The sequence below is a fragment of the Streptomyces sp. ATexAB-D23 genome, assembly GCF_000373645.1.
GTDB classification, from domain to species: Bacteria; Actinomycetota; Actinomycetes; order Streptomycetales; family Streptomycetaceae; genus Streptomyces; species Streptomyces castrisilvae.
In genome coordinates this window covers 335,124-350,498 of the sequence record NZ_KB892024.1, presented here as the reverse complement: position 1 = coordinate 350,498, position 15,375 = coordinate 335,124, and the positions used below count along the sequence as shown (strand labels likewise).

Below are 15,375 nucleotides of genomic sequence, written 5' to 3'. Positions count from 1 at the left end.
AGCGCGCCCGGCGGAGCGGAGCGCAGCCGGGTGCCTTGATGAGGTAGAGAAACCTGTAACAGCTCTCGGTGGCCGGAATCGGCGTCTTGGCACCTCTACTGGGACATGGTGCGGTGGACTCCGAACCGAGGGGGTAGATAGCCGTGCTGCAACAGGACTTGGTGGGCAATCGGCCGGGAGATGCGATCCGGAGGAAGCTCGCAGAACTGGAGCCCAACCGAGTGAAGAGGCCGTTCGCCCGCTGGTCGCCGGATCGGGAGATACGCAACTGGGCGTTAGGGCTGGTCGGTGAACGCATGACTGGCCGGCGCCTGAACACTCTCAGACGACAGGGCTGGCGGGTTCTTCACTCCGTCCAATGGCCCAGCGGGTCGGACATCGATCACCTGGCCATAGGACCCTCGGGCGTCTTCACCATCAACTCGAAGTGCCACAGGGGCAAGGCCGTCTGGTACGGCGATCACGCCATTACGGTCAACCGCGCCCCCACCAGGTACATCGTGGTCAGCGGGCATGAGGCTCGCCGCACCTCGCGTGCTCTGTCAGACCACTGCGGGTTCCTTGTCCCTGTCCGCCCGGTCATCGCGATCGTGGGCGCGGCCAGACTTTCCGTGAAGAACGCGGCGCCTCCGGTTCTCGTCATCGATGGCGCCAGGGTGCACACAGTCCTCTCCGGACTCGCACCTGTGCTTCCGCCAGAGCGGGTTGAGCAGATATTCACCGTTGCCCGCCAGGGCGAAACCTGGGCTGGGCGCTGAGCAGCCCTTACGCGTCAAAGGCGTATTCGAGGATGTATGAAGCGGAGTCAAGGGTCATCTCGTTGACCTCGACGGCGCGTCCCTCGTCCGCAAACGCTGTCCGGCAGATCAGCATGACGGGCGTCCCGGTGGAGAGCTTCAGTTGTTCCGCCTCGTCCGTCGACGGCATGCGAGAACGAATCTCCTCGCGGAAGTGGACCGGCTTGGAGCCGAGTTCAGCGAGCCGGGCATAGATGCCGCCAGGCCCCGTGTCCTCTTGAGTGATTGCAGACCCGGCTACCAGGCTTGCCGGCAGGTACGACGTGGCGATGAGCACTGGCTTGTCGTCCAGCACGAACCGTCGGCTGCGTACGCACACGGGATCGCCCTGCTCCACTCCCAGCACGCGCGCGACACGCTCCGGGGCGCCCTGTTCGGTGACGCTTACCTGGTCAACGACCAGAGTCCGATCTTCCGTGTCGACGGCCCAGATGGACCGGCCCTCGCCCCACTGTGACTGAGCCAAGCGCTTGATGCCCTGGCGACGCAGCGGGCGGAACGATCGCACGAAGACGCCGGCGCCCTTGCGCGACTCGGCGATGCCCTCGCTTTGCAGAACGCCGAGGGCCTGGCGCGCGGTCATCCGGGCCACGCCGTGGCTGGCCATGAGGTCGTTCTCACCTGGCAGCCGGTCTCCTGGCTGGTACTGCCCGGACTGGATGGCGTCTCGCAGCTCATCGGCGATCCGTTGGTACTTCGGCTGCCGCTTGGCGCCCTCGGTGGACATGAGTGATCTCTTCCTCTCCTCTCTAGACAGCCTAGAGGTTTCTTTCACGAAAGAAACGTACGTCCCAGCAGCGGAACGTGCTCGTTACGAACCGATCGCCTGCCCTGAGGTGGCACAACAACACATCTCTAGACAGGCATTGACGTCTCTAGAGATGAGCTGCTTCACTGTAGATGTCTAGAGAGGTTGCCGGTTGGCGGTGACCTCCTGAACAAGGGATGCGCTCATGCCGTCTTTCAAGATCGACGTTTCGACCGCTGTCGTGTTCGTGGCGACGCCTCCGACGCCGAAGCTCGTGAGCAAGCAGACCGGCGAGATCGCGGTGGACCGGGAGACCGGTGCCCAGCTCGCGACGGTGGGTCTGCTGATCTCGGACGAGGGGGAGGGCAACCTCTACCAGGTGACGGTGCCGAGCACGGGTGTCCCGGAGAACCTGGTCCCCGGCACCCCGGTCACGGTGATTGGCCTCAAGGCCCGCGACTGGGAGAACACCTTCAACGGCCAGACCCGGCACGGAATCAGCTTCCGCGCGGTGGCCATCACGGCGGGTGTCTGACCATGTCGGACCTCTCAACGGTGATCGAGGTGGCGGGGGCCTTATCGGCCGCCGGCGGCCTCGGCTACGCGAAGGTTCGGTCTCCTCGGGTGTTCTGGTCGCTGGTCGGTGCCCCGGTTGCCCGGGTCCGGTTCACGGTGACATACCGGGCGACGATGGATGTGTGCGGGCTGACGGTTCAGCCGTCCCGCCTGCGGGCGTTCATGGTCCGCAACGTGGCCCGTCAGGAAGTCCAGCCGGTTCCGCCGAGGGTCCGCCGGGTCCGCTACTCCTCGACCGGGATGCGGGCGACGCTGCGCCTCCCGGCCGGCCTGGAACCCGCCGACGTGTCCGCCGCCTCGGAACGGTTGCGCCACGCCTGGGGCGTCCACTCCGTGCATGTGGTGGAGGTGAAGCCGGGGTTCGTGGAACTGCGCATGACCGGCTACGACGTACTGCGCCGGGTGAAGATGCCCCGCCGCCTGCCCCGTAACACCACCGCAGGCCCACTGGTCGTCCCCGTCGCGCTCCGGGAGGACGGCACCGCGTTCGTCCGCGACTACCAGAAAATCCCGCACGCCCTGACGGTCGGTGCAAACCAGTCGGGCAAGTCGATGTATCAGCGCAACCTCATCTCCGAGCTGGCCAAGCGCCCGGTCGGCCTGGTCGGGATCGACTGCAAGAGGGGTGTGGAACAGCGCAGTTATGCGCCCCGGCTCTCCGCCCTGGCCGTGACCCCGGACGAGGCGGACGGGCTGCTGCAAGCTCTCGTGGGAGAGATGGAAGAGCGCTTCGACCTCCTCAGCTCTCACGGTGTCCCGGACATGTGGGGCCTGCCGGCCAATGTGCGGCCGGTGCCGCTCGTCGTCCTCGTGGATGAGGTCGCGGAACTGTTCCTCGTCGCCGCGAAGAAGGACGAGGAACGCCGGGACCGGATGGTGATGCGCATGATCCGGCTCGCGCAGATGGCCCGTGCGGTCGGGATCTTTCTGGAGGTCTGCGGGCAGCGTTTCGGCTCCGACCTCGGCAAGGGGGCGACCGCGCTGCGTGCCCAGCTCACCGGGCGTGTGGTGCACCGGGTCAACGACAAGCAGACCGCCGAAATGGCCCTGGGCGACATCGCCCCGGAAGCGGTCTTCGCCGCGACCAGCATCGCGCCCGACCGTCCCGGTGTCGCGGTGGCCGGGGACGCCTCCGGCGGCTGGTCCCGCATCCGAACCCCCGCCATGAGCCCGGCCGACGCGGTCGCGGCCTGCCAGGAGTACGCGCACCTCACCCCGCACCTCGCCGCTCTGGCACCCTTCCGGCCGGCCGTTTCCGCCGCCCCGGCCCCGGGCTCCCCGCTCCTCAAGCCCCGCCCGGCAACCAGCTAACACCCAACCCAGCCCCGTCAGCTGGCGTGACTGTCTCGCGCCAGGTCCCTACCCCGCCCATGTCTGGAACCGGAAGGAACCGCCGCCATGGCCGCCCGACGGATCACCACCAAGCCCCCCAAGAAGCCCTCCACGGCCGAGCCGGTTGTCTGCTCGCCGTGCGACGGGTCCGGGATGGTCGCCGCCACGGTCCGTGTCGGTCGCAAGCGTCGTCCGGTCGGTCAGCAGGACGGCATCTGCCTCAACTGTCTCGGTTCCGGCCTCGCCCCCACCGACTGACCATTCCCCGTCGCTCCGGTGCCGGGCGGTGAGCCTTCGTCTCCTGCCCGGCCCCGGCCAAGCCTCTGAGAGGTCCTGCTGTGCGCTTCTACCTGACCACCCACAAACGCCACTGGATCAAGCTCACCGACAAGCCGTTGTTCCTGAAGTCCGAGCACTTCACCAGCGCCGCCAAGCTCTACCCCGCGCTCGGCCCATACGCGGTCGACTCCGGCGGCTTTTCGGAGCTCCAGCGCCACGGAACCTGGACCCGCACCCCCCGCCAGTACGTCCAGGACCTGCGACGCATCTGGGAGTGCGTCGGCCCCTACGACTGGGCCGCCGGACAAGACTGGATGTGCGAAGACCTCATCATCCACGGCGGCCAAGCCGGACCCCTCACCTTCGCCGGTACCGGCCTCAGCGTTGCCGAACACCAGCGGCGCACGGTCGAGAACTTCCTCGACCTGCGGAGCCTGGCTCCCGATCTGCGGATCATCCCTACCCTTCAGGGGAGCACGGTGCCGGAGTACGAGCACTGCCGGGAGCTCTACGAACGCGCCGGGGTCAACCTCGCCGCTGAGCCGACGGTCGGGCTCGGATCGGTGTGCCGGTTGCAGTCCACCACCCAGGGCGCGGCCATCGTCACCGCCATGGCCGTCCACGGCTTACGCCTGCATGGCTTCGGCTTCAAAACCTTGGGGCTGAACCGGGTGGGTCATCTGCTTGCCTCTGCCGACTCCGCCGCATGGAGCCTCCACGCCCGCCACCGGCCGCCGATGCCCGGCCACACCCACAAGAACTGCGCGAACTGCTTCCCCTACGCCATGAACTGGCGCACCCGCGTCCTGAACACCACAACCCCCGTCCCCACGGCCCCGGCCCCGGCCCCGGCCCAACTTTCTCTGTTCTGAGCAGAAAGGAGGTGACTCCACGTGTCCCGTATCCGCATAGACGCCGTACTCATCCAGGCCGTCATCGCCGGTGCCCTGTCCTTCGCCCACCTGCACGACCTGGCCGCAGCCGCCGGACAGGACGGCTGGAAAGCCTGGGCCTACCCCGTCAGCGTCGATCTGCTCCTCGTCGCCGCCTGGCGCCGCATGCGCACCACCGCCGACAACCGTGCCGCCTGGGCCTGGTTCATCATCGCCCTCACCGCCTCGCTCGGCGCGAACGTCGCCACCGCCGGACTCCTCGACCTCAACGACGTTCCCGCCTGGCTACGCATCCTCGTCGCCGGATGGCCAGCCCTCGCCTTCCTCGGCGGCACCCTCCTCGTCCACAGCCCCACCACCGCACCCGACGCCGACCCCGAGCCCTTTCCGGTGCCCGCACCGCCGGTTACTCCAGCATCTGAACCCGCCGCGGACGTGAAGGTGGAGCGGGCTCCCGAACCGGCTCCCCAACTGCCGCCCGCGGCTACTCCCGAGGAAGACACGGCTTCTCCGGCTCCGGTGTCCGCTCCGGCCGCGGCCGTTCCTCCGGCCCTTCTGGATCACGCACGGAAGCTCGCCGACACCCACCACGCCACCACCGGCAGCCGTATCGACTCCGCCACCCTGCGCGCCCGCCTCGGCGTCCCCGCCCCTCTCGCCGACGCCATCACCGCCCAACTCACGTAAGTCATAAGGAGGTTCACGCCATGCCGCGTCCGAACCGCTTCACGAACGTGGTCCGCTTCGGCCCTGTTCAGGTCGGCACCTACTACGACGGCCGGGGACGCACCAAGCACGTCGCCGCCTGCACCGCCCCGGCCTGCGCCTTCTCCGCCGACTACCACGGCCGTCCCGCCGCCGAACTCGCCGCCCGCACCCACCGCTGCAACCCCTGACAAGGAGGCCCAGCCGTGTTCACCCCGAAGATCCCGCCCCCGGACACCGCACCCACCCCCGGCACGTCCCTCGTCCAGCCGCTCACCGGCCTCGTGCATCCTCCGGCCTGCACCTGCCACAACACCCCGACCGTCCCGGCCCCGGTTCCGGCTGCTCCGCCCGCCCGGCCGGCCGTTCAGCTCACCCCGGGCTCGCTCCTCGTCGCCGCTGCTGGCGGGACCGCCATGGTCCTGATCATCGGCACGGTCCTGGTCTCGATGCTCCTCGCGACCGCGATCACCGCCGCCTCGGTCGCCGTGTGCGCCGTGGTCCTGCGCTCGCTGCTCAATCGCCCGAACAACCGCTAACCGGCCCCCGGGGCGGCCTCAACCGCCAAGTTTCCGCCGCCCCGGGCGCCCAACCACTTCCAGATCCAACGGACCCGAAAGGGAGCTCCCATCATGCCCCAGCACACCCCGCCCCGGCCGATCTGCGGCCACTGCGACGGCTTCCCCACCGCCACCATCACCACCGGCCAGACCACCCCCGACGGGCAGCGCCAGACCATCACCGCTCACTGCCCCGCCTGCCACGGCACCGGCCACACCACCCCCGCCCGTGCCTACACCCGGATCGAGGCCTGAGCGCCATGGCCGACTTGACCCCCACCCCGGACCGCCCTGGCCTCCACGTCAGCAAGCCCTCCCCCAACACCCCGGCCACCGGGTCCGCTGTCTGCCACTGCGGGGCCTCGGCCACCGCAAGCGGTGACGCACGGGTCAAGGCCCTGGTCGAGGGCTACACCGCCAACCACGGCCCCGCCCACAACCGGACGGGGCGCTGAACATGACCACCGCTGCCACCGCGGCGGGCCTGGACCCGGCCACCCTCACCGACCTGCTGAGGGTGGCCGGGTCTCCCGGCTTCGACCGCCTCACCGAACAACTCCGCCGCACCGGCGGCTGCTTCCAGCCCATCCACCTCACCGGCGCCACCAAGACCATCGACCGGGCAACCGGCGCCCTGCTCCACCACTACACGACCGACAACGAGCCCGGCGGCCGGTTACGGATCGCCTGCGGCAACCGCCGCGCCTCCCGCTGCCCCGCCTGCGCCTGGACCTACGCCGGCGACACCTACCACCTCATCCGCGCCGGCCTCACCGGCGACCCCGACAAAGGCACCCCTCACACCATCCGGGATCACCCCCGCGTCTTCGCGACGCTCACCGCCCCCTCCTTCGGCCCGGTCCATAACCGGCCCGGCACCCGGCCCTGCCACTGCGGCATCCACCACCCCGACAACGCCCCGGAACTCGGCACGCCCCTCGACCCCGACCGGTACGACTACGCGGGCGCGGTGCTCTGGAACAACCACGCCTCCGACCTCTGGCGCTACTTCACGATCTACCTCCGCCGCGAAATCGCCCGCCGCGCCGGCCTCACCCAGAAAGCCGCCCGCGAACAGTCCAAGGTCTCCTTCGGCAAGGTCGCCGAATACCAGAAACGCGGCGCCGTTCACTTCCACGCCGTGATCCGCTTCGACGGACCCGAAGGACCGGACACCCCGCCCCCGGCCTGGGCCACCCTCGCCCTGCTGGAAGACGCCATCCGCGCCGCCGCCGCACGCGCCGAAGTCACCGTCCCCGCGAACGAGGAAGCCGGCTTCCCCTCGGAATGGGTGCTGCGCTGGGGCATCCAGCTCGACGTCCAGCCCATCGGCGCCTTCGGCAACGGCGAGGACCTCACCGAACAGGCCGTGGCCTCCTACGTCGCCAAGTACGCCACCAAAGCCGCCGAGACCACCGGCACCGTGGACCACCGCATCGGCAACAAGGAAGCGCTGATCCTCCTCGACGTCTCCGAGCACCCCCGCCGGCTGATCGAGGCATGCCTCGACCTGCACCACGCCTACCCGGACCGCAAGCTCCGCGACTGGGCCCACATGCTCGGCTTCCGCGGCCACTTCTCCACCAAATCCCGCGCCTACTCCACCACCCTCGGCGCCCTCCGACAGGTACGCGCCGACTACCGCGCCGCCGAACAACGCGCCGCCCTCGGCCTCCCCGACCCCGACGACCACCCGGAAGCGACGACGCTCACGCTCGCGCACTGGGCCTACGCCGGCAACGGCCACACCCCCGGCGAATCCTGGCTCGCCGCCAACATCCACCGCGACATCCAACACAACCGCGAAACCGCCCGCGAACACCGCGCCGAACTGCAAGTCCTGGAAGGGGACGAGTACTGATGCCCACCACCGCGATTAAGCCCAAGTGGCACACCACCGCCGAGGTTGCCGAGATGTTGAGCTTCGGCCTCTCCAAGACGAAGATGCTCGTGCTTACCGGGGAGATTCGCTCCGTGAAGATCGGCCGCAATCGCCGCATCCTGCCGGCGTGGGTGGACGAGTACGTCGAGCGCGTCACCGCCGATGCCGAAGGGTGGGCGGCATGACCGGCAAGCGCGGCAACGGGGAAGGGTCTATCTACCCTTACAAGAACGGCTTCGCGGCGTACGTCTGGGTCACCAAGCCGGACGGGAAGCGGGCGCGTAAGTACGCCTACGGCAAGACGCGTGACGAGGTCCACGACAAGTGGCTGAACCTCCACGCCGAGGCGAAGAAGGGGCCGGTGGCCACGCGGCACCGCACTCTTGCGGTCTTCCTTGCCTACTGGCTGGACTCGATCGTGAAGCCGAACCTGGCCCCGCTGTCGTACGTCTCGTATGAGGGATACGTGCGGCTTTACATCACCCCGCACCTCGGCTCGAAGCGGCTCGACAGGCTCACCGTCCGGGACGTGCGCGAGTGGCTGACCAAGCTGGGCACCGTCTGCCAGTGCTGCGCACAGGGCAAGGATGCGAAGAGGGCGCCCTCGCGCCGGAAGTGCTGTGCGGTGGGGGACTGCTGCGAGTTGTTCCCCTCTCGCCGGGTGATTCAGGCGTCCAGGGATGCTCTGCGGGCTGCACTGATGCACGCGGTCACAGAGGAAGAGATCGGTAAGAACGTCGCTTCGCTGGTGAAGGTGCCCAAGCCTCGCCGACGGCGGATCAAACCGTGGTCCGTCGCTGAGGCAGGCCAGTTCCTCGCCGACGCTGCCGCTCGCGATGACCACCTCTTCGCGGCCTGGGTTCTCGTGCTGACGCTCGGTCTGCGACGCGGGGAGGTGTTGGGTCTGACCTGGAAGTCCATCGACTTCGATGCCGGCGAGCTGTACGTGGACCACCAGATCCAGCGGGCCGGTCGCCAGATCCTTCACCGCGAGACCAAGACCGAGGACTCCGACGACTTCCTCCCGCTGCCCTCCCTCTGCCTGAAGGCTCTCCGGATGCGACGCGCTCAGCAGATCGGCGACCGGAAGGCGGCGGGCGACCTCTGGCAGGACACGCACGGTCTCGTCTTCACGACGAAGTACGGCACTCCGATCGAGCCGGGGAACCTCACCCGCATGTTCGCCCTCCGGGCCCGTCGCGCCGGCCTCCGGGGCATCCCGCTCCGGAACACTCGGCACACATGCAGTTCGCTCTTGGTCGCCCTCAAGGTGCACCCGAAGATCGCCCAGCGCATTCTTCGCCACTCCCAGATCGCCATGACGATGGAGGTCTACGCCGAAGCGAGCGAGGAAGAGGTACGCGCCGCGATCGGCAAGCTGTCCGACGCGATGGGCGGTACCGGCTGACGCGGTTGCTGTACTTCGCTGCTGTACGGGCAACGCGAGAGGCCCCCAGGATTTCTCCTGGGGGCCTCTGGCCTGCTGTGCACTCGGCAGGATTCGAACCTGCAACCTTCTGATCCGTAGTCAGATGCTCTATCCGTTAAGCTACGAGTGCTTGTGCTTCCTGGGCTTTTCTGCCCCGTCCGCGTTGCGAGAACAACATTACATGACCTGCGCCGGGACGCGAAATCCATTGGCCGCACCCGGCCTGACCTGCGAGAACGACGGGAACGCGCCTCGAACGAGCCGGGAACGACCGAAGCCCCGGGCCAGGGGCTCGGGGCTTCGGTGGTGGGGCGGAGGCGGAGGGATTTGAACCCTCGATGGGGGGTAAGCCCCAAACCGCATTAGCAGTGCGGCGCCATAGACCGGACTAGGCGACGCCTCCAGCACACCCCGCGCGAGCGCGGGTGGTGCGTGCAGATGATGACACAGCTGCACGCTGCGCCACCAATCGCGGCCTACGGTACTAGGCAGTCGGCCAGGAGGGCAAAGCGGTTCGGTTGCGCAACGCCGGGGCGTGCGGCGCGTTAGTCAGGGCGAGGGCGCCGCCCTCCGCAGGTTCTTCGGTCACAGGAGTCCGCATGATGCGCCGTCTCGCCCTCACCGCTGTCGCGTCCCTCGCCGCGCTGACCGCGGCCGCGCCCGCCGCCACCGCCGCGTCCGGGCCCCTTCCGCTTCCGCTCTCCCTGCCCCTCCTCCAGAACGACGGCGCCGGCACCCGGCTCACCGTCGTCGTCGCCGGCTCGGGCAATCCGGAGGCGGACGGGACGTACGAGCTGGCGTGCGAGCCGGCCCGGGGGACCCACCCGGTCGCCGCGGACGCCTGTGAGCGGCTGGGGCAGCTGGAGGGCGAGAGGGCGGACCCGTTCGCACCGGTGCCCGGGGACGCGATGTGCACGCTTCAGTACGGCGGGACAGCCACCGCCCGGGTCACCGGGACCTGGCACGGACGGGACGTCAACGCCTCGTTCAAGCGGACCGACGGATGCGAGATCGCGCGCTGGAACCAGCTGCGTCCGGTCCTGCCGAACGTGCGGTGACCTGCCCCGCGCCCCGGTGGCAGGGCCCATCGGGGCGCGGCGAGGGGCGGAGTCGTACACCGTATGCACCAAACCTTGGTGAGAGCTCCCCCTCATCCGCAGCCCCGCGCCCCTCCCCTGCCTTTAGACTCCTCCAGTGACAGCCTGAGGCCCGAGGGGCAAGATGGGGCCGCTGTCGGCAAGGTGCAGTAATCAGGGAGGAAGCGTCGTCGTGAGCAGCAGGCCATCCCGAGGCGCTGCTCGCCTCGCAGCCATACTCGACGCCCTTCCGGACGGGCTTCTGCTCGTCAACTGCAACGGTACGGTCGTCAACGCCAACACCATCGCCCTCGAAATGTTCGAGACCCCGGGCACCGCGCTCGTCGGTCGCGGGCTGCTCGATCTGCTGCCGGAGTTCGACTCCAAGCTGATCCCGGGGTCGATGCGAAGGCCGGAGGCTGCGGACGAGCGGGGCCGTACGAAGCCCACGCGGATGACCGCGCGGCGTACCGACGGCAACGAGTACCCCGTCGAGGTGACGAGCGCCAGCCTGGAGGACGGGCAGGCGGCGTACAAGGACGTCCAGCCCTCGTACGGCGGCAGCTATACGGGTGATGAGCTGCTGATGCTCGTCGTGCGCGACCTCTCCGGCACCGTCGACACCGAGGCCGAGCTCGCCCGCTCGCAGCGCCAGACCGAGATGATCCTGCGCGCCGCGGCCGAAGGCGTCGTCGGTACGGACACGGACGGCCGGGTCGTCCTCGTCAACCCCGCCGCCGCGCAGATCCTGGGCTTCCGCGCCAGCGATCTCGGCGGCCAGGAGCTGCATCCGCTGATCCTTCACTCGCGTGCGGAGGGCGAGCCGTTCCCGTACGAGGAGTCGCCGCTCGCCGACACCCTGAAGTCGGGGCGCAAGCATCGGGTGCGCGGGCAGGTTCTGTGGTCCAAAAACGGGGAACAGGTGCCGGTCGACCTGACCACCGCCCCCGTCCGCGACGGCGACCAGCTCGTCGGCGCCGTGATGACGTTCACCGACCGCAGGCCCTACGAGGAGCTGGAGTCGCGGCGCAGGGCCGAGGCGGCCGAGCTGGCCGAAAGCCACACCTCCGAGGTCACCGAGCTCACCGAACGGCACGCCGCCGAGCTCGCCGCCCTGAAGGAGGCGCACGCCGCCGAACTGGCCGACAGCACCGAGCGCTACGCCTCCGAGCTGGAGAAGCAGACCGAGCGGCTGACCGATCTCACCGCCCGGCACACCCAGCTCACCGCCGTGCTCGGCGAGTCGCTGCGCGGGCCCCTGGAAGAACTGCGCGGCGAGCTGTCCACGCTCGCCGCCGACCCGGCCGGGCAGCTCTGGCCCGAGGCCAACCAGATCCTGCACCACCTCGCCGCGGGCTACGCGCGTATGACGACGCTCATCGACAACGTGCTGAGCTACCAGCGCCTCGACGGCGGCGCCGAGGCGCTCGCCAAGACGCGGGTGCTGCTCGACGGGGTCGTCACGGCCGGCATCGACGCCTCGGTCGAGCTGATCGGGCCGGGGCGCGCGCAGTTCGCGGTGCACGCCCCGCCGATCGAGGCGGAGGTGGACGCCGGACGGCTGGTGACCGCGCTCGCCCACCTCGTCGCGGATGTCGCGGGCGTCGATTCGACGGGCAAGGCACGGGTCGTGCCCGGTGGCGGTTACGTCGACTCGACCGTCGTGGTCGCCGCCGCCCAGCGCGGTGACGTCGTACGCATCGAGGTACGCGGTCCGTTCGCCGGAGGCGACCCGGTGCACGTGCCGATCGTCAGCGGCATCGTGCGCGCGCACGGCGGTGTCCTCCAGACGCACGAGATGCCGGGCATGAGCGGCAGCGCGTACGTGCTCGAGGTGCCGATCGGCGCGGGGGCCGGGACCGTGGTGCCTGCCGCACCGTCTGCGCCCGAGGCCGTGCCTACGGCTGAATCCGTGCCTACGGCTGAATCCGTGCCTGCGCCCGTGCCTGTGCCTGAGTCCGTGCCTGCGGCTGAATCTGTGCCTGCGGCTGTTCCCGAACCTGCGGGTGTTCCCGCTGCTCAGTCGGGTCACACTTCCTCGGAGGCCACGGTTCCCGAGGCCGGGCGGGGGCGGCGCCGGGCGCGCCGTTCCTCCACCGACGCCTTCCTGGAGAGCCCCGTCGGCGGGTCCGACGGCACCGGCGAGCTCCAGGCCGCGCCCGGGGACACCGGCGCGTCCGAGCCGACCGGGCGCCGGCGTGCGCGCCGTGCTGCCCCCGCGCCCGAGGTGGCCCCGAACGAGCTCATCCCCGCCCAACAGGCCGAGGGCTCCGGACGTCGGCGCGGGCGGCCCAGCCCCGCCGAAGCCGGTGCCCAGGCCGCCGCCCAGGCGCCGGGGCAGGCCCTCGCGCTGCCCTCGGCCGCTCCGTCGGAGGGGTCCGTGGTGACCGCCGCCGAGGGCGCTCAGGGTGGCGGTGGCCGGCCGCAGCGCGGGCAGACCGTGCCGCCGCAGGGCGTGGCGGCCGACGCGCAGGTCCCGGTCCCGGCCGGTGGGCACCGGGGACATCGAGGGCATTCGGGCGAGGAGAACCGGCTGGCGCTCCCCGCCGCCGTGAACGCCGTCGAGGCCCCGGCCCCCGCCCCCGCTACGTTCTCGGACCTGAACGACGGGGGCCACGCGGCTCCCGGTGCGACGGCCCCCGTCTCCGAGTCGCCCGCACCCGCGCCGCAGCCGACCGGCCGGAGGGCCCGGCGCGCGCTGGCCGCCGCCCAGGACCGGGCCGCCGCTGCCGAGCAGTCCGGGCCGCGCGTCCCCTTCGCGTTGCCGCCCGCCGATGCGGACCGGGTGGCTCCGGCCGGCGCGGAGGTCGACGGTCCGACCCGCGCGGAGGTCGACGGCTCGCTGCCCGCGGGCCTCGGTGGTGCGGCCGGCGCCGGGACCGAGGGAGCCGGTGCGGCGCCCGGTATGCCCGAGGGTGGTGTGACCGGTGCGCCCCAGGGTGGAGTGGCTGGTGCGCCCCAGGGCGGTGCCGACGGTGCGCCCCAGGGTGGTGCCGCCGGTACGCCAGGCGGAGTGCCGGGTGCACCCGAGGGCCGCGCCGGTACGCCCGAGGATGGTGTGGCTGGTGCTCCCCAGGGCGGTGCCGACGGTGCGCCCCAGGGTGGTGCCGCCGGTACGCCCGGCGGTGCGCTGGGTACGCACGGAGGCGGCGCTGGTGTGCCCGGTGGTGTGGCCGGGGGGCTCGACGCCCTCTCCGGTACACCGGAGCACACCCCCGTACCACCGCAGGTCCCCCAGGCCCCGCCCGTACCCCCGCAGGCTCCGCCTGCCTCGCCCGCACCCACCGGCCGGCGTCGTGCCCGGCGGCCCGACAGCGGCCCGCAGGAGGGACAGCCCGCGTCCTTCGCGCTGCCGGCGCAGGACGGACAGCCCGTGGCCGGTGCGCCTGGCGCGGACCCGGTGCCGGGTGCCCCCGTCCCGCCGCCTCCGGCCGCGCACGTACCCGCACAGGCGGCCCAGCCCGCCCCCGCCCCGCGCTCCGAGCCCTTCGCGCCCTCGGCGCCTCCCGCTCAGCCCGGTGGCTGGGGGCAGGACGACGCCTCCGGCCAGAGGCCCGTCGCGCCCGCCGCCCCCGAGCCGGAGTTGCCGGACGCCGCGCCCGTCGCACCCACCGCGCACACCACCGGCACCGCGGCCGCCCCCGGCGGGGCCCCCGTCGATGACACGGGCGCCGGCCCCGAAGGGCTTCGCGCCCCCGCGGCCCGTCCCCGGCCCCTGGCGCCCGCGCCCGACGTACGACGGCAGCCGTTGCCCGCCGAGGCGCCGATGCCGGGGTCGCCGGACTCGACGCAGGGGCGCGCGTTCAGCGTGCGCACGCTCGGGCAGGGTGTGCCGTTCGCCCAGCACATCGCCCACCAGCAGAACCAGCCCCAGGGCGGCGCCGGCAGCGTCGGCAGGCGCCGGAAGCTCGCCGCGCCGCCGGAACCGGAACCGGAACCGGGCGCGCCCGCGCCCGAAGAACAGCAGACCGCGCTCCCCGCACCCCAGTCCGCCCCCGGCACCACGGTTCAGGGGCAGGGGTCGGGGCAGCTGCTCGCCGCACCGGCGGCCGAAGGGCGCGCCTACGCCATAGGGGCGCCCGACGAGGGCGCGGCCGAGGGCCCGGAGCCGCTGGACGGTCCCGGGGGTGCGGTCGAGGTCGCCAACCGGCCCTCCCCGCAGCCCGTGGACGACGAGCTGCCTCCCGAGCCGCTGGACAACCCGCGCCGGCTGCTCGTGTGGCCCGCGCCCGACGTCTCGACCCAGCAGGCGCTGAGCGACCGCGGTTACCGGCCGGTGATCGTGCACTCGCGCGAGGAGGTGGACGCGCAGATCGCCGCGTTCCCGGCCGCGCTCTTCGTAGACCCGTTGACCGGGCCCATCACCCGAAAGGCGTTGCAGTCGCTGCGCCAGGCGGCAGTGGCCGCCGAGGTGCCGGTCCTGGTGACGGCCGGTCTCGGGCAGGCGTCGCGGGAGGCGGCGTACGGCGCCGACCCCGCCGTACTGCTGAAGGCGCTCGCTCCGCGCGACAGCGAGCAGCACCCGCCGCGCGTCCTGCTGATCGAGGAGCACGAGGACATCGCGTTCGCTCTGACGCAGACGCTGGAGCGGCGGGGCATGCAGGTGGCCTGCGCGGCGACGGACAGCGAGGCGGTATCGCTGGCGGCCCAGATGCGCCCGAACCTGGTGGTGATGGACCTGATGCAGGTACGCCGTCGCCGGGCCGGCATCGTCGACTGGCTGCGCGCCAACGGGCAGCTGAACCGCACCCCGCTGGTCGTCTACACCTCGGCCGGCATCGATCAGTCGGAGCTGCCGAAGCTCGCTTCCGGCGAGACCGTGCTGTTCCTGGCAGAGCGCTCGACGAGCGAAGAGGTGCAGTCCCGCATCGTCGACCTGCTCGCGAAGATCGGCACGAACTGACCGCAGCGCAACCGCGGTCCGACCGCCGCACAGGCACGAACTGACCGCCGCACAGGCGGTCCGACGGCCCCGCAGGCGCGGCCCGACCGCTCCACAGGCGCAGTCCGGCCACCGCACAAGCACGAACTGACCGCCGCACAGGCGCATACGACGAGGGCGGTACGGGAAGACCCCCGTACCGCCCTCGTCGTCCGT

General features: G+C 71.1%; 16 protein-coding genes and 2 tRNA genes. 15 read left to right on the top strand and 3 right to left on the bottom strand.

Annotated features, from left to right (window positions below; translation table 11 throughout):
* Window positions 1–143: 143 nt before the first annotated feature.
* A complete protein-coding gene (locus B082_RS0122265) occupies window positions 144–758 on the top strand; it encodes a nuclease-related domain-containing protein (RefSeq protein ID WP_324608503.1) in 615 nt (204 codons plus the stop codon).
* Window positions 759–765: 7 nt separating this feature from the next.
* Here the strand turns inward: B082_RS0122265 and B082_RS0122260 are convergent, their stop codons facing one another.
* Complete coding sequence (locus tag B082_RS0122260; RefSeq protein ID WP_018554024.1) at window positions 766–1,524, bottom strand: GntR family transcriptional regulator; 759 nt, start codon at window positions 1,522–1,524, stop codon at window positions 766–768.
* A gap of 226 nt (window positions 1,525–1,750) precedes the next feature.
* Here B082_RS0122260 and B082_RS0122255 point away from each other — a divergent pair, with 226 nt between their 5' ends.
* The 12 genes from B082_RS0122255 (at window position 1,751) to B082_RS0122200 (ending at window position 9,180) form a co-directional block, all read left to right on the top strand.
* On the top strand, window positions 1,751–2,080 hold the full coding sequence (locus B082_RS0122255) for a hypothetical protein (RefSeq protein WP_018554023.1): 330 nt from the start codon (window positions 1,751–1,753) through the stop codon (window positions 2,078–2,080).
* Between the two features lie 2 nt (window positions 2,081–2,082).
* Window positions 2,083–3,432 carry an FtsK/SpoIIIE domain-containing protein gene (locus B082_RS0122250; protein WP_026250066.1) on the top strand — a complete coding sequence of 450 codons (1,350 nt, stop codon included), beginning with the start codon at window positions 2,083–2,085 and terminating at the stop codon, window positions 3,430–3,432.
* A gap of 87 nt (window positions 3,433–3,519) precedes the next feature.
* The gene (locus tag B082_RS0122245; protein ID WP_018554021.1) at window positions 3,520–3,711 is read left to right on the top strand and encodes a hypothetical protein; all 192 of its coding nucleotides are present in this window, start codon (window positions 3,520–3,522) and stop codon (window positions 3,709–3,711) included.
* Window positions 3,712–3,791: 80 nt separating this feature from the next.
* Window positions 3,792–4,604: a DUF7221 family queuine tRNA-ribosyltransferase-like protein gene (locus B082_RS0122240; protein ID WP_018554020.1), complete on the top strand. Its 813-nt coding sequence runs from the start codon at window positions 3,792–3,794 to the stop codon at window positions 4,602–4,604.
* A 21-nt stretch (window positions 4,605–4,625) separates the two neighbouring features.
* Complete coding sequence (locus B082_RS0122235; RefSeq protein ID WP_018554019.1) at window positions 4,626–5,312, top strand: DUF2637 domain-containing protein; 687 nt, start codon at window positions 4,626–4,628, stop codon at window positions 5,310–5,312.
* A gap of 20 nt (window positions 5,313–5,332) precedes the next feature.
* Complete coding sequence (locus B082_RS0122230; RefSeq protein ID WP_018554018.1) at window positions 5,333–5,521, top strand: mobile element transfer protein; 189 nt, start codon at window positions 5,333–5,335, stop codon at window positions 5,519–5,521.
* A gap of 15 nt (window positions 5,522–5,536) precedes the next feature.
* On the top strand, window positions 5,537–5,869 hold the full coding sequence (locus B082_RS0122225; RefSeq protein ID WP_018554017.1) for a hypothetical protein: 333 nt from the start codon (window positions 5,537–5,539) through the stop codon (window positions 5,867–5,869).
* Between the two features lie 93 nt (window positions 5,870–5,962).
* Window positions 5,963–6,145 carry a hypothetical protein gene (locus B082_RS0122220; RefSeq protein ID WP_018554016.1) on the top strand — a complete coding sequence of 61 codons (183 nt, stop codon included), beginning with the start codon at window positions 5,963–5,965 and terminating at the stop codon, window positions 6,143–6,145.
* Window positions 6,146–6,150: 5 nt separating this feature from the next.
* Entirely contained in the window at window positions 6,151–6,345 is a 195-nt protein-coding gene (locus tag B082_RS0122215) for a hypothetical protein (protein WP_018554015.1), read from the top strand.
* 2 nt (window positions 6,346–6,347) lie between these two features.
* Window positions 6,348–7,751: a replication initiator protein RepSA gene (repSA, locus tag B082_RS0122210; protein ID WP_018554014.1), complete on the top strand. Its 1,404-nt coding sequence runs from the start codon at window positions 6,348–6,350 to the stop codon at window positions 7,749–7,751.
* Window positions 7,751–7,957, top strand: coding sequence for an excisionase family DNA-binding protein (locus B082_RS0122205; protein ID WP_018554013.1), 207 nt, complete (start codon window positions 7,751–7,753; stop codon window positions 7,955–7,957). The genes repSA and B082_RS0122205 overlap by 1 nt, the downstream gene beginning before the upstream one ends.
* Window positions 7,945–9,180 carry a site-specific integrase gene (locus B082_RS0122200; protein ID WP_018554012.1) on the top strand — a complete coding sequence of 412 codons (1,236 nt, stop codon included), beginning with the start codon at window positions 7,945–7,947 and terminating at the stop codon, window positions 9,178–9,180. The genes B082_RS0122205 and B082_RS0122200 overlap by 13 nt, the downstream gene beginning before the upstream one ends.
* A gap of 78 nt (window positions 9,181–9,258) precedes the next feature.
* Here the strand turns inward: B082_RS0122200 and B082_RS0122195 are convergent.
* A tRNA-Arg gene (locus B082_RS0122195) sits at window positions 9,259–9,331 on the bottom strand.
* Window positions 9,332–9,513: 182 nt separating this feature from the next.
* Window positions 9,514–9,604 (bottom strand) — tRNA-Ser (locus B082_RS0122185).
* Window positions 9,605–9,800: 196 nt separating this feature from the next.
* On the opposite strand from B082_RS0122185, the gene B082_RS0122180 reads away from it, so the two are divergent.
* Together B082_RS0122180 and B082_RS0122175 are read left to right on the top strand one after the other, a co-directional pair.
* Window positions 9,801–10,259, top strand: coding sequence for an SSI family serine proteinase inhibitor (locus tag B082_RS0122180; RefSeq protein ID WP_018554011.1), 459 nt, complete (start codon window positions 9,801–9,803; stop codon window positions 10,257–10,259).
* A gap of 211 nt (window positions 10,260–10,470) precedes the next feature.
* Window positions 10,471–15,180 (top strand): PAS domain-containing protein, encoded by a 4,710-nt coding sequence (locus tag B082_RS0122175; protein ID WP_018554010.1) that lies wholly within the window; start codon window positions 10,471–10,473, stop codon window positions 15,178–15,180.
* Window positions 15,181–15,375: the final 195 nt, after the last annotated feature.

Excerpts from the sequence above, each read along its gene's own strand:
- B082_RS0122260 (WP_018554024.1), bottom strand. The coding sequence starts at position 1,524 with ATGTCCACCGAGGGCGCCAAGCGGCAGCCGAAGTACCAACGGATCGCC.
- B082_RS0122255 (WP_018554023.1), top strand. The coding sequence starts at position 1,751 with ATGCCGTCTTTCAAGATCGACGTTTCGACCGCTGTCGTGTTCGTGGCG.
- B082_RS0122250 (WP_026250066.1), top strand. The coding sequence starts at position 2,083 with ATGTCGGACCTCTCAACGGTGATCGAGGTGGCGGGGGCCTTATCGGCC.
- B082_RS0122245 (WP_018554021.1), top strand. The coding sequence starts at position 3,520 with ATGGCCGCCCGACGGATCACCACCAAGCCCCCCAAGAAGCCCTCCACG.
- B082_RS0122230 (WP_018554018.1), top strand. The coding sequence starts at position 5,333 with ATGCCGCGTCCGAACCGCTTCACGAACGTGGTCCGCTTCGGCCCTGTT.
- B082_RS0122220 (WP_018554016.1), top strand. The coding sequence starts at position 5,963 with ATGCCCCAGCACACCCCGCCCCGGCCGATCTGCGGCCACTGCGACGGC.
- B082_RS0122215 (WP_018554015.1), top strand. The coding sequence starts at position 6,151 with ATGGCCGACTTGACCCCCACCCCGGACCGCCCTGGCCTCCACGTCAGC.
- repSA (WP_018554014.1), top strand. The coding sequence starts at position 6,348 with ATGACCACCGCTGCCACCGCGGCGGGCCTGGACCCGGCCACCCTCACC.
- B082_RS0122205 (WP_018554013.1), top strand. The coding sequence starts at position 7,751 with ATGCCCACCACCGCGATTAAGCCCAAGTGGCACACCACCGCCGAGGTT.
- B082_RS0122180 (WP_018554011.1), top strand. The coding sequence starts at position 9,801 with ATGATGCGCCGTCTCGCCCTCACCGCTGTCGCGTCCCTCGCCGCGCTG.